The organism is Alcanivorax sp. HI0083 (assembly GCF_001635175.1).
Window position 1 is genome coordinate 1 of sequence record NZ_LWFX01001463.1, and the last position, 11,737, is coordinate 11,737.

14 protein-coding genes are annotated in these 11,737 nt (G+C 59.0%); 5 read left to right on the forward strand and 9 right to left on the reverse strand.

Annotated elements, in window-relative coordinates; all coding sequences use genetic code 11:
• From A3754_RS22160 to A3754_RS22170, 3 genes are all read left to right on the forward strand, one after another.
• On the forward strand, positions 1 to 311 hold a 311-nt coding region (locus A3754_RS22160; RefSeq protein ID WP_231880740.1), incomplete at its 5' end, for a metallopeptidase TldD-related protein.
• Positions 311 to 772 carry a Crp/Fnr family transcriptional regulator gene (locus tag A3754_RS22165; RefSeq protein WP_007151180.1) on the forward strand — a complete coding sequence of 154 codons (462 nt, stop codon included), beginning with the start codon at positions 311 to 313 and terminating at the stop codon, positions 770 to 772. The genes A3754_RS22160 and A3754_RS22165, both read left to right, overlap by 1 nt.
• 31 nt (positions 773 to 803) lie before the next feature.
• A complete protein-coding gene (locus tag A3754_RS22170; protein ID WP_231880741.1) occupies positions 804 to 2,297 on the forward strand; it encodes a C13 family peptidase in 1,494 nt (497 codons plus the stop codon).
• 24 nt (positions 2,298 to 2,321) lie between these two features.
• On the opposite strand, the gene yjgA is transcribed toward A3754_RS22170, so the two are convergent.
• The gene (gene yjgA / locus A3754_RS22175) at positions 2,322 to 2,861 is read right to left on the reverse strand and encodes a ribosome biogenesis factor YjgA (protein WP_063521363.1); all 540 of its coding nucleotides are present in this window, start codon (positions 2,859 to 2,861) and stop codon (positions 2,322 to 2,324) included.
• Between the two features lie 35 nt (positions 2,862 to 2,896).
• Here yjgA and pmbA point away from each other — a divergent pair, with 35 nt between their 5' ends.
• Both pmbA and A3754_RS22185 read left to right on the forward strand, forming a co-directional pair.
• Positions 2,897 to 4,252, forward strand: coding sequence for a metalloprotease PmbA (gene pmbA, locus A3754_RS22180; protein ID WP_063521364.1), 1,356 nt, complete (start codon positions 2,897 to 2,899; stop codon positions 4,250 to 4,252).
• Between the two features lie 56 nt (positions 4,253 to 4,308).
• Positions 4,309 to 5,055, forward strand: coding sequence for a BPSS1780 family membrane protein (locus tag A3754_RS22185; RefSeq protein WP_063521365.1), 747 nt, complete (start codon positions 4,309 to 4,311; stop codon positions 5,053 to 5,055).
• Positions 5,056 to 5,141: 86 nt separating this feature from the next.
• On the opposite strand, the gene mgtE is transcribed toward A3754_RS22185, so the two are convergent.
• The 8 genes from mgtE to lptA form a co-directional block, all read right to left on the reverse strand.
• Entirely contained in the window at positions 5,142 to 6,506 is a 1,365-nt protein-coding gene (mgtE, locus tag A3754_RS22190) for a magnesium transporter (RefSeq protein ID WP_063521366.1), read from the reverse strand.
• Positions 6,507 to 6,611: 105 nt separating this feature from the next.
• Entirely contained in the window at positions 6,612 to 6,881 is a 270-nt protein-coding gene (locus A3754_RS22195) for an HPr family phosphocarrier protein (protein ID WP_007150503.1), read from the reverse strand.
• 63 nt (positions 6,882 to 6,944) lie between these two features.
• A complete protein-coding gene (gene rapZ / locus A3754_RS22200; RefSeq protein ID WP_063521369.1) occupies positions 6,945 to 7,805 on the reverse strand; it encodes an RNase adapter RapZ in 861 nt (286 codons plus the stop codon).
• Positions 7,806 to 7,911: 106 nt separating this feature from the next.
• Positions 7,912 to 8,385, reverse strand: coding sequence for a PTS IIA-like nitrogen regulatory protein PtsN (gene ptsN, locus A3754_RS22205; RefSeq protein ID WP_007151552.1), 474 nt, complete (start codon positions 8,383 to 8,385; stop codon positions 7,912 to 7,914).
• 15 nt (positions 8,386 to 8,400) lie between these two features.
• Positions 8,401 to 8,700, reverse strand: a complete 300-nt coding sequence (hpf, locus tag A3754_RS22210) for a ribosome hibernation-promoting factor, HPF/YfiA family (protein WP_007151194.1) — start codon at positions 8,698 to 8,700, stop codon at positions 8,401 to 8,403.
• 39 nt (positions 8,701 to 8,739) lie between these two features.
• Entirely contained in the window at positions 8,740 to 10,203 is a 1,464-nt protein-coding gene (locus A3754_RS22215) for an RNA polymerase factor sigma-54 (RefSeq protein WP_063521367.1), read from the reverse strand.
• A 234-nt stretch (positions 10,204 to 10,437) separates the two neighbouring features.
• Positions 10,438 to 11,163, reverse strand: a complete 726-nt coding sequence (gene lptB / locus A3754_RS22220; RefSeq protein ID WP_063521368.1) for an LPS export ABC transporter ATP-binding protein — start codon at positions 11,161 to 11,163, stop codon at positions 10,438 to 10,440.
• The coding region (gene lptA / locus A3754_RS22225; protein WP_063521370.1) for a lipopolysaccharide transport periplasmic protein LptA at positions 11,160 to 11,737 on the reverse strand (578 nt) is incomplete at its 5' end. The genes lptA and lptB, both read right to left, overlap by 4 nt.

Sequence of the window (11,737 nt, forward strand, 5' to 3'; positions counted from 1 at the left end):
TCGCCAGCCTGAATCGTGGCATTTATGCGGTGAACTTTGCCGGCGGCCAGGTGGACATCACGTCTGGCCGTTTTGTGTTTTCTACCAGCGAAGCGTACCTGGTGGAGAAGGGCAAGATTGTCTGTCCGGTAAAAGGCGCCACCCTGATTGGCAGCGGTGCGGAAGTCATGCGCGGCATTTCCATGGTGGGTAATGATCTGGCGCTGGATTCGGGTATCGGCGTGTGTGGCAAGGATGGCCAATCCGTGCCGGTGGGCGTGGGCCAGCCGACCCTGCGCGTGGATGCGCTCACCGTGGGAGGCACCGCCTGATGTCCCAGGTTCTGGATATTCTCTCGCGTATGCGTCTGTTTGCCGGCCTCAGTGATGAGGAGTTGGCGGTGCTGGAAAAACTGGTGTTTGTGAACCGGGTGCCGGTGGGCGATGTGGTCTGCCGGGAAGGCGACCGCAGTGATTTTGTCTGCTTTGTGGTGCGCGGTTGCCTGGATATCGTCAAGGATAATGACGGCGGTGGCGAGGTGGTGATTGCTCATCTGCGCCCCGGTGACTCCATGGGCGAAATGGCGCTGGTGGACCACGAGCCCCGCTCGGCAACCGTGCGCGCAGCGGAAGACGCTACCCTGATTGTGTTGACCCGCAAGGGCATTGAACAATTACGAAAACGCAGCCCCCATGCGGTGAGTCTGGTGATGGAAAATATCGCCCGCCTGCTGTGCACTCACCTGCGCCGTACCTCGTCCCAACTGGCTCAGTTCAAACTCCCCGTGGGCTAATGAAAATCTGTCGCTTATGAGAACTTTGTGTTTGCTCGTATCGCTCGTGTTGCTGGCCGCCTGTGATCCGGTGCAGTTGCCGGCTGATGTGCGTTTGCCCGATGGTGCCGTGTATGAGGGCGATATCGAGGATAACCTGTTCCATGGCCATGGCAGCCTCACCTGGCCCGGTGGTCGGCACTATGAAGGAGAGTTCCAGAACGGGTTGATGGCAGGTGAAGGTCGCCTGGAGAGCCGTAACGGCTGCGTTCAGGAAGGGCACTTTGTTAACGGCGTTTTGAACGGCGAAGGGACCTATACCTGCCAGGATGCCTCCTACCAGGGGCAGTTCAAGGACGGAGAGCTTATCAAGGGTTCGGTGACGTATCTGGACGATAATTCCTACCAGGGGGAGTTCCGTGATTTTCAACCGCACGGGAAGGGGCTCTGGGTCACCGCATCAGCCGAACAGTTTGAAGGCACCTTTGCCGACGGTTACATGGTCAAGGGGACTTACCGTAACGAGGAAGGTTACCACTATCAGGGCGAGTTCGATTTCTTCACCTTTGAAGGCAAAGGGGAACTGACCCGTCCGGATGGCGTGGTAATTCATGCGTCTTTTGAAAACGGCCATGCGGAAGGCCCGGGGACGCGCACGCGGCCCAGTGATGAGGGCAAGCCCGTGGTGGAAAAGGGCTTTTTTGTGCAGGGCGATTACTACCCCAGTGAAAAAGCCTGGCGGCAGCGCAAGCAGCAGCAGGCGGCGGCCATGGAAGCGCGGTTGTATACCGAATCCAGCCGATTACAGTCTGTCTTGTCCTCGTTGGCGCCCCAGCGGCCCGGTGTGCGCGATGTCTATTTGCTGGTAGTCGGCGGTGACGGCACCGAAGCGGTGTTTGCCCGTGAGGTGGACTGGGTGGCGGAACGGTTGGGCTCGGTGTTTGATTTGAAACGTCGCCATGTCCGCTTGATCAACGGTGGTAGTGATGAGCTGCCTTTGGCCACCCGCACCAGTGTGCAGGAGAGTCTCAAGGCGCTGGATGCCTTGCTGGACCCTGAGGAAGATTTATTGCTGGTGCATTTTGTCAGCCATGGTGCCCGTAACGGTGATCTGCTGCTGGATGATAAAAGCCTCAAGCTTAACAACCTCGCCGTGACCGATGGCAAGCAGTGGTTGAATGGATTGTCTGCCCGGCATCAATGGCTAATCGTGTCTGCCTGTTATTCCGGCAAGTGGGTGGAAGGCCTGGCGTCGCCGGAGCGGGTCGTGTTTTCCTCTGCGGCGGCGGATCGCACTTCGTTCGGTTGTGGCGATGATTCCGAACGGACCTGGTTTAGCAAGGCGTTATACGGCGAAGTGATGGCAGCCGGGATCAATGATCCGCAAGCCTGGTTCGAAGCAGCCAACGAAAAAGTGTCGCTGATGGAGAAAGAACAGGGCATCGAAGGTGACGCCCATTCCCAGCCACAGAAAGCCGTGGGTGAGCAGTTTTTACGTTGGTGGCAAGCGGATAAAACAGCCCTGATGGTACCGGAGCGGCGTTGATATCGCTTTGGATTACGTGCCGAGTCAGTACAGCGGTGCGGTTTTATCCAGCTGGTTGAGGTAATTGATTAGCTTGCGTCGCTCGCGCTTGAATTTTTCCTTTTCCGCAGGCGGTGCAGCAGCGGGGTCTTTCACTCGCGCTTTCAGGGCGTTACGCGTCAGGTTGCGCAGTTGCTGGCGGTCGCCGTGGGGAAAGAACTCCAGAATTTGTTGCAAGGTGCTTTCCGCATCTTTGGGTTGCTCGCAGGCCGCAATCTGCTCCACCCAGTTGCTGAGGCGCTGCTGGCGAAAAGGGTCATTGAGGAGCTCCAGCGCCTGAATGATCTGTTCGCTGTTGGTTTCGCGAATGAGCCGGCCGATGTATTGGGCATGACGGCGGCGTGCTTCGTGGCTGGTGATGCGTGTGGCTTCAACCAGCGCGTATTGCAGATCGTCACGCAATGGCAGGCGCTCTCGCTCCACCTGTTTCATGTCCATCAGTAACAGACCCAGCTCTTGCAAGGCATTGTCTTCGCGTTTTTGCTGGCCCTTGCTGGTGATCTGGTCGTCGCTATACTCGGTCATAACTGTTTAATACCCATCAATGGAACCGCTATTTTATGTCTGATTCCTCCGCAACGACAGCCGAACTCGATAATACGCAGCTACAACAGGCCAAAGATACGGCTGCCTGGCTTATAGAAGAGGCCAAACGACAGGGGGCCGATGCGGCGGAAGTGGGAGTCAGCCTGTCCCAGGGCTATTCAGTCAATGTGCGGCAGGGGGAAGTGGAAACGGTGGAATTCCACCGTGACCGAGGTGTGTCGGTGACAGTGTACAAGGGGCAGCGCAAAGGTCACGCCAGTAGCTCCGATGATAACCGCGACAGTTTGCGGGCGACCCTGGCCGCCGCCACGGCCATTGCCGGCTACACCGAAGAAGACCGTTATGCGGGGCTGGCGCCAGCGGCGGATCTGGCAAAGGAAGTGACAGACCTGGATCTGTATCACCCCTGGGCCATGGATACCCAGTCTGCCATTGAGCAGGCATTGCGTTGTGAAACCGTGGCCCGTGACGATGCGCGCATCGTCAATTCCGAAGGTGCCTCCGTCAATAGCGGGTCCAGCCTGCGGGTGTATGCCACCTCGGAAGGGTTTTTGCACGGCTACCGTGGCACCCACCACAGCCGTGTGTGCAGTGTGGTGGCGGAAGATGAGGCCGGTATGCAGCGCGATTACTGGTATGACGGTGGGCGTGTGGGGGATCGCCTGGCGTCTGCCGAAGCGGTGGGTGAGCAGGCCCGTGAGCGCGCCCTGGCGCGGTTGGGTGCTGAGGTGCCGCAAACCGGTGAGCTGCCGGTGATCTTCGCCCCGGAAGTGGCGTCGGGTCTGTTGGGGCATCTGGTCTCTGCGATCAGTGGCGGGGCACTGTATCGCCGCAGTTCTTTTCTTCAGGACAGTCTGGGCAAGGCGGTGTTACCGGCCGGGTTTCAGCTCACGGAAAACCCGCACCTGGCGGCGGGTAATGCGTCTGCGCCCTTCGATGGTGATGGCTTGCCCACCCGGGCTCAGGCGTTTGTGGAAGACGGTGTGCTGAAACAGTATGCGCTGGGCTTGTACGCCAGCCGCCGTCTGGATATGGCGCCCACCGGCAATGGTGGGGGGGTGCGCAATGTACGCATTACCGATACCGGTGATTCGCTGGCTGCACTGATGGCCAGGGTGCCGAAGGGTATTCTGATCACTGAAGTCATGGGCCAGGGCATCAATCTGGTGACCGGAGACTATTCTCGCGGGGCAAGCGGTTTCTGGTTTGAGAACGGTGTCATACAAGGTGCACTGCAAGAGTTTACTATTGCCGGTCATCTGGGGGAGATGCTGTTAGGTATTCAAGGTAGCGGCACGGATGTGGACTATCGCGGCAATATTGCCTGTGGGTCCCTGTTGTTGTCGCCTGTCAAGATTGCCGGTCGCTAATTTGCCCTGGTGTGATTCGTTTATTTTTTGACTCGGGAAAGGGAAGGAACCAGCTAATGAGTGATATGAATCCGTATCAACAGCCGCAATCGGATGTGGCCAACGCGGCGCCGGCCAGCGCCAATGAATTCACCATCATCGCGCCACGGAAAATCAGTGTGGGGGATGCCATGGGCTGGATTGGCAAAGGCCATGGCATGCTCAGTGGGCACTGGGGTGTGGTGCTTGGCGCGCTGGTCGTGACGGTGCTGATCACTTCTGCCTTGCAGATCATTCCGCTTCTGGGCGCGATTGCCCAGATACTGCTGACGCCGCTGCTGTATGCGGGCATCGTGAAAATCTTTCATCGTATCGATACGGAAAACCGTTCTGATTTCTCGGACCTGTTTGCCGGGTTTTCTGATCGTACCAATCCATTGATCATGACCGCCGTGGCGCAGTTTGTGGTGCTGCTGGTGGCGGGTGTCGTATTGGGCGGCCTGTTTTTCCTGCTCGGCCGTGACGGCAGTACTGCAGCTATCGTGGTGCTTGGCCTGTTAGCCACGGTGGCCATGTTTGTCTTCATGTTCCTGTTTTACTTCGCCGTGCCGTTGATCTTCCTGGGGCAGAAAGGGGTGGTTGATGCCATGAAGCTGAGCCTGGATGCCTGCCTGAAAAATATTATTCCCTTCATCGTTTATACCCTGGTGATCTCCCTGATCCTGGTGGTGGCGGCGATTCCGCTCCTGTTGGGGTGGTTGTTCGTGATGCCGATTCTGGCCGGTGCGTACTACGTATCGTTCAAGCAGCTGTTTGTGGAATAAGTGCTGCAGCAGAAGGTGATGCACAAAAAAGGCGCCGCATTCGGCGCCTTTTTTGTTGTTGTGGGCCAATGAAGGCCGGTGTCTTGTTACGTTAGCAGGTGTGCATACAGCACCGTGGCCAGGCCGAGGAAAGCAAAGAAGCCGACAATATCGGTAATGGTGGTCAGCACCACGGACCCGGCCAGGGCCGGATCAATGCCCAGCTTCTTCATGGTGATGGGCAGCAGGGCGCCGGCGCTGGCCGCCATGACCAGGTTGATCACCATGGCGGCGGCGATGACCAGTCCGAGGTTGGGGTCGTTGAACCACAGCCCGGCGGTAATGCCGATCACGGTTGCCCAGAGCAGGCCATTGATCGCGCCCACGGACAGTTCCTTGAACAGCAGGTAGCGGGTGTTGTTGGACTGGATCTGGCCCAGCGCCATGGCGCGGATGACCAGAGTCAGTGTCTGGCTGCCGGCAATGCCGCCCATGCTGGCCACGATGGGCATCAGGATGGCCAGCGCCACCACTTTTTCCAGGGTGGCTTCGAACAGGCCGATGACGGCCGAGGCGGCGAGCGCGGTCAGCAGGTTGATACCCAGCCACAGGGCCCGGCGCCGGGCGGTTTGCCACACGGAGCCGAAGGTATCTTCGTCTTCATCCAGGCCGGCCATGCTCATCAGTGAGTGATCCGCTTCTTCGCGGATTACGTCAACCACGTCATCAATGGTGATCCGTCCCACCAGCATGCCGTCTTCGTCCACCACCGGGGCGGTTACCAGGTCGTGGCGTTCGAAGATTTTTGCTACTTCGTGGGCGGGCAGGGTGGCGGTAATGGATTCCGTGTCGGTGATCATGGCTTCACGCACGGTGGTGCCCGGGTCGCTGATCAGTACCTTGGTCAGCGGCAGCAGGCCGATGAACTGGTTTTTCCGGTTCACCACGGCCAGGTTATCCGTGGTGCGAGGAATTTCGCCGCGGCGACGCAGGTAGCGTTGAACAACTTCGAAGGTGATCTCCGGGCGCACGGTGATCACGTCCGTGTTCATCAGGCCACCGGCGGTGTCTTCCGGGTAGCTGAGCACATGCTCCAGCCGTTCGCGGTTCTGTTCGTCCAGGCTGGCCATCACCTGGGAGGTGACATGGTCCGGCAGCTCTTGCAGCAAATCCGCCAGGTCATCCGTGTCCAGTTCTTCTACCAGCGATACCAGTTCGTCAGTGGACAGGTTGCGCAGCAGTTCTACCCGGACCTCTTCGCCCAGGTATTGCAGGACTTCGGATTCCTGATCTTTATGCAGCAGCTGCCAGAGAATTTCCCGTTCCCGTGGCGGGGAGGATTCCAGTAAATGTGCCGCTTCCGCGCCGGGCAAATTGTTGATCAGCTGACGTACCTGGGTATAGGTACCGCTGGCCAGGGCGCGGTTAATGGCTTTTAAATGCTGTTGGCTACGGCTGCTATCGGCGGGCATGGCTCCTCCTTGCTGGAAGAGAGTTTACACGAGGCGGTGTGAAGGCCGAAGCGTGGCCGGTGGGATGGCGGTAAAGAGTGGTAAATTCCCCGGTGATTCGCGGGTTTACTCGCCTTCGTCGAAACAGCGGGCGAACAGGTCTTCCAGTTCGTCCATGGCGTGTTGTTCGTCTTCCCCTTCCACCTGAAAAGTGACGCTACTGCCTTTCGCTGCGCCAAGCATGAGCAGGCCCATGATGCTTTTTGCGTCGATGGTCTGGCTCTTGTGCAGGACCAGAATGCGGCTGTCGTAGCGGGAGGCCACGCTGACCACTTTGGCGGCCGCGCGGGCATGCAGGCCGAGTTTGTTGATTACGTCGAGTTTTTTTTCAATCATCGGGCGTCTTGTGGTCAGAAGTGATCTGAAAGGGAAAATGCCGGGTGTCAGGCCATGGTTGCCTTATTGCTCTCGGGGGAGTTCCCGGTGGCGAACCTGAAGCGCAATGCCTTTGTCGCGCAGGGTCCATGCCAGCTGCTCGGTGATAAAGACTGAGCGATGGCGCCCGCCGGTGCAGCCGATGGCGACGGTCACGTAGCTGCGATCACTGTGGGCAAACGCCGGTAACCAGCGCACCACGAAATCGCCGATGTCCTTGAGCATGTCGTGACTGGCCTGATGCTGGCTGAGGAAATCGATGATGCAGTCATCCTTGCCGGTAAAGGGGCGCAGGTCTGCATGCCAGTGTGGGTTGGGCAATACCCGTACATCGAACACCAGGTCCGCGTCGGTGGGCAGGCCATTCTTGAAGCCAAAGGATTCCAGCTGCAGAGACAGGGCGGCTTCACGGTGGGCCACCCGCTCGCGCATCAGGTTGCGCAGGGTGTGGACGTCGTGGTTGCTACTGTCGATAACCAGGTCGGCGCGCTGGCGGATGTTGGCCAGCAGTTCCCGTTCATGGCCGATGGCGTCGGCCAGTGAGCGCTCGCCAGTGCCCAGCGGGTGGCGACGACGGGTTGCGCTGAAGCGGGTCTGCAGGGTGTGGTCATCCGCGTCCAGGTAGACGATTTCACTGTGTACCTGCTGTTCGTTCAGGGCTTCAAGGATGTTGTCGAAAGCCAGTAACTGGGCGGGGAGGTTGCGGGCATCAATGCCCACAGCGACCCGTTCAATCGGAGGCTCGCCCTCGCTGAGCTGTTTCGCCAGTGTCGGCAGCATGCCGGCGGGCAGGTTGTCGACACAATAAAATCCCTGGTCCTCCAGCGCTTGCAGTGCGGTGGTTTTCCCGGACCCGGAACGGCCACTAATAATCGTGAGTTTCATGGTTGCACCGCTGGCACGCCACACGCAGCGCGCTGGCACGCAAGATGGATAGACAAGGTGGCGTTTGGGGCGTGTTGCATGATGCGTGAAAGCCTGTTGCGTTCCTTCATGATGCCAGTCGCAACTCCGCTTCGGATTCTACGGCAGTCTGGTAGAGGTGCTGGTTGTCTGTGCTGTGGCGCAGTTCGGCGCGGTAGCTGTCGTCGTTGAACAGGGATGCCAGGTGGCTAAGTGTCTTGAGGTGCTGTTCCGGGTTGTCCTGGGGGACCAGCAACACAAACACCAGGTCCACGGGGTGCCCGTCAACGGCGTCGAAATCGATGGGGCTTTCCAGTTTCAACAACAGGCCGACTGCTTGCTGGCAATGTCCGAGCCGGCAGTGGGGAATGGCAATGCCTTCGCCAATGCCTGTGGAGCCCAGTTTTTCCCGGGCGACCAAAGCATCGAAGACCTCCTGTTCATTGAGGCTGTCACAGCTGGCCGCGGCCAGCTGTGCAACCTGATCGAGCAGTTGTTTCTTGCTGCTGGCCTGCACGCCGTGATGGGTGCGGGCCAGAGTCAGTAGTTCGCGAACTCGCATAATTGTCGCTTTGGGTTAGTGACCGTGCTTGTGGCTGACGGCCTTTTCCTTGTGTTTGAGAATCTGGCGGTCCAGCTTGTCCGTCAGTTTGTCGATCGCTGCATACATGTCTCCGGCCTCAGCGGTGGCGAAGACATCGGCCCCGGAAATATGGATTGTGGATTCGGCTTTATGGGTTTTCGGTTCCGGAGAGAGAATAACCTGGACGCTGGTGATTTGATCGAAGTGGCGCTCCAGGCGGGAGAACTTATCACCCACATAGGCACGCAAGGCATCGGTAATATCCAGGTGATGACCGCTGATATTAATTTGCATGGCTGGCTCCTTTACCTGTTTGGGATCCGTCCTGGCGCCCTACACCAAACGCTTGCGGGCGCTGGAAGACGGTATTCGCATCGCCTCTCTGTATTTGGCGACGGTCCGGCGCGCTACATTGATTCCCTGCTCATTCAGCAAGCTGGCCAGCTTGTTATCGCTGAGCGGCTTGCGGGGATTCTCGGCAGCGACCAGCTTCTTAATAATGGCACGAATAGCGGTGGAGGAACACTCACCGCCGCCGTCTGTTCCCACGTGACTGGAAAAGAAATATTTCAGCTCAAAGACACCGCGGGGTGTCATCATGTATTTCTGGTTGGTGACCCGACTGATGGTCGATTCATGCATCTCAACGGCGTCGGCAATATCCGCCAGAACCAGGGGCTTCATGGCTTCATCGCCATAATCGAAGAACCCTTGTTGCACATCGACGATGCGGGTGGCCACCTTGAGCAAGGTGTCATGGCGGCTCTGCAGGCTCTTGATGAACCATTTGGCTTCCTGAACACAATTGCGCAGATATTGCCCGTCTTCACCGCTGGTGGTGCGGGCGATATTGGCGTATTGCTGCTGCAGATTGACCCGGGGAAGGACGTCGTCGTTGAGGCTGACCTGCCAGCGGCCCTGGTGCTGACGGACGATCACGTCGGGAACGGCGTAATCTACCTGGGGTTCGCCGATCTGCTCGCCGGGGGCCGGGTCCAGGGTGCGTAGCAGGGACAGGGCCTCCAGCAGGACGTCCTCGCTGATCTGCAGGGTGCGACGCAGGGCGGCGTAGTCGTGTTTTTCCAGCAGATCCAGGTGGGCCAGCAGGGCACAGGCTTCGTCGCGCAGGGCGGTATCGGCGGGCAGTTGGCGCAGTTGCACGCCCAGGCAGTCCGCCAGATCGATGCTGGCCACGCCGACGGGGTCGAACTGCTGCAGACGGTGCTGCACGGCAAGTACTTCGTCGCGCTCCAGTTCATCGCCTTCGGTGAGCAGGTCTGGCTGGGCGTTCACCATGTCGACAATATCGTCCAGCGGTACGGTGATGTAACCGCGGTCGTCCAGGGATTCAATGATTGTCATGGCGATAATGCGGTCCACATCGCTCATGGGAGTCAGGTTCAACTGCCAGAGCAGGTGGTCCTGGAGGTTGCCGGAGACGGCGTGGCGTTGTTGCCATTCGTCTGCGTCGTCGGGGAGGGAGGCGGTGGCGCTGCTGGTCTGGCCGGAATAGACATCATCCCACTCGGTTTCCACGCCAGGCTCGTCCTGCACCAGCTCTTCCAGGGCGTCGTCACGCTCGGTGTCCAGCCCCTCGTCCTGACGTTCTTCGTCATGTTCGGGCAGGCTGTCGTCCCCGAAATCGTCGGCCAGCTCCAGCAGCGGGTTGCTTTCCACGGCTTGCTGGATCTCCTGGCGCAGGTCCAGCGTGGACAGCTGCAAGAGGCGTATGGCTTGCTGCAGCTGCGGCGTCATGGTGAGCTGCTGGCCAATTTGTAGTTGTAGTGTGGGCTTCATACTGCTCGGTATTCTGCGGATCCCCAAAACCTGAGAATACCAAGCCAGTTACCTAACAAGCAATATTTGTGCCAGAATATTTTGTGTGGTAGGGACGTCAGTTGATAAGTGATAGTGGACAGTTGACGGCTACGCGGAAAAGTATTGTCTTGATCTGAAAGCGCAAGAGGCCGCGTCCATAGTTGGGCGCGGCCTCCACGGTTTTGAGTGGTCGCGACAGCTGTGCACTGTCAACTACAATCTGAAGTCGGCGCCCAGGTACACATCCCGCACCTGCTGGTTGGCAAGGATGATGTCGGCATCGCCGGAGGCAATGATATGGCCGGCGCTGACGATATAGGCGGTATCGCAGATATCCAGCGTTTCACGGACGTTGTGGTCGGTGATCAACACGCCGATGCCGCGGTCTTTCAGGTGGCGGATAATGCCCTTGATATCGTTCACCGAGATCGGGTCAACCCCGGCAAAGGGTTCGTCCAGCAGGATGAAATCCGGGTCGGTGGCCAGGCCGCGGGCAATCTCCGCCCGGCGGCGCTCACCGCCGGACAGGCTCATGCCCAGCGAATCGCGAATGTGCCCGATGTGGAATTCCTTGAGCAGGCTTTCCATGCGTTCGTGGCGCTCTGCCTTGCTCAGTTCCTTGCGGGTTTCCAGAATCGCCATGATGTTCTCTTCCACCGTCAGGCGACGGAAGATGCTGGCTTCCTGGGGCAGGTAGCCAATGCCGCGCTGGGCGCGACCGTGCATGGGCAGGTGGGTGATGTCGCCGTCATTGATTTCGATGCGGCCGGCATCCGCTTCCACCAGGCCAACGATCATGTAGAAGCAGGTGGTCTTGCCGGCGCCGTTGGGGCCCAGCAGGCCAACGATCTGACCGGCTTCCACGTCCAGGGAAACGTCCTCGATGACCCGGCGGCCCTTGTAGCTTTTTGCCAGGTGGTGGGCGCGTAAGTGGCTCATGGTGTGCTGGGCTCCGCATCAGGTGAGGCGGTGTTGCTGTCCTCACTGGGGGTGTCTTTTTCGTTGCTGGAATCGCCACCGGTGGTGTCGGCGTCACCGCTGGTTTCGCGGGTTTGATTCTCGGCGGGGATCACCAGGCGAACCCGCTGGTCGCCTTCACTGCTGGCATCCACGCGCTTGGAATCGAGGCTGTATTCCACCTTGGCGCCTTCGAAGGTGTTGCCTTGGTGTTCAATGTAGGCGTCGCCGGTGAGAACCAGGGTGCGGGCCTTGATGTCGTACACCAGATTTTCAGCATGGGCGTTGAGTCCTTCGCCTTCTTCCATGCGCACCGGGGTGCCGCTGGCTTCGACCCGGACCAGGTCGCCATTTTTGGTGAACAGGCGCATTTCGTCGGCAAACAGTTTGCGTTTGCCCTGAATCAGTTCCACGTTGCCACGGTAAAGACCGCTGCCGGCATCCTGCTCAAAACGGCCGCTGTCCGCCGTGACCTGAATGGGGCCTTCCATGGGGGCGGCATGAGCGCCCATGGGCAAAGCGGCAAGCAAAGCCAGTATGGCGAGGCGGTGGGTGC

Bases quoted from the DNA above. Each gene is read 5' to 3' on its own strand.
- ptsN (WP_007151552.1), bottom strand. From the start codon at position 8,385: ATGCGAGTTCGCGAACTACTGACTCTGGCCCGCACCCATCACGGCGTG.
- rapZ (WP_063521369.1), bottom strand. From the start codon at position 7,805: ATGAAACTCACGATTATTAGTGGCCGTTCCGGGTCCGGGAAAACCACC.
- mgtE (WP_063521366.1), bottom strand. From the start codon at position 6,506: ATGCCCGCCGATAGCAGCCGTAGCCAACAGCATTTAAAAGCCATTAAC.
- A3754_RS22195 (WP_007150503.1), bottom strand. From the start codon at position 6,881: ATGATTGAAAAAAAACTCGACGTAATCAACAAACTCGGCCTGCATGCC.
- lptB (WP_063521368.1), bottom strand. From the start codon at position 11,163: ATGAGCCACTTACGCGCCCACCACCTGGCAAAAAGCTACAAGGGCCGC.
- hpf (WP_007151194.1), bottom strand. From the start codon at position 8,700: ATGCAAATTAATATCAGCGGTCATCACCTGGATATTACCGATGCCTTG.
- pmbA (WP_063521364.1), top strand. From the start codon at position 2,897: ATGTCTGATTCCTCCGCAACGACAGCCGAACTCGATAATACGCAGCTA.
- yjgA (WP_063521363.1), bottom strand. From the start codon at position 2,861: ATGACCGAGTATAGCGACGACCAGATCACCAGCAAGGGCCAGCAAAAA.
- A3754_RS22185 (WP_063521365.1), top strand. From the start codon at position 4,309: ATGAGTGATATGAATCCGTATCAACAGCCGCAATCGGATGTGGCCAAC.
- A3754_RS22215 (WP_063521367.1), bottom strand. From the start codon at position 10,203: ATGAAGCCCACACTACAACTACAAATTGGCCAGCAGCTCACCATGACG.
- A3754_RS22165 (WP_007151180.1), top strand. From the start codon at position 311: ATGTCCCAGGTTCTGGATATTCTCTCGCGTATGCGTCTGTTTGCCGGC.